Annotated in this window: 1 protein-coding gene; it reads left to right on the top strand. The window is 52.3% G+C overall.

Annotation, left to right across the window (positions count from 1 at the left end):
• Nucleotides 1-262: malate:quinone oxidoreductase (locus SB822_RS58165; protein WP_410859251.1), on the top strand; the 262-nt coding region annotated here is incomplete at both ends.

Below are 262 nucleotides of genomic sequence, written 5' to 3'. Positions count from 1 at the left end.
AGAAAGTAGCGGCAACACGCACAGAAATTGGCACTGATGTGAACTATGGCGAGATCACCCGCCAGTTAATTGCTTCCTTGCAGAAGAAATCTAACTTCTCGCTGCAACTCAGCAGCGAAGTCCGCGCCCTAAAGCGTAATGACGATAACACCTGGACCGTTACTGTTGCCGATCTGAAAAACGGCACTGCACAGAACATCCGCGCCAAATTTGTCTTTATCGGCGCGGGCGGTGCGGCGCTGAAGCTGTTACAGGAATCGGG

Origin of the sequence: Paraburkholderia sp. SIMBA_054, assembly GCF_046534875.1 — a bacterium.
Lineage (GTDB): Bacteria > Pseudomonadota > Gammaproteobacteria > Burkholderiales > Burkholderiaceae > Paraburkholderia > Paraburkholderia hospita.
This window is presented reverse-complemented; position numbering and strand designations above follow the sequence as displayed.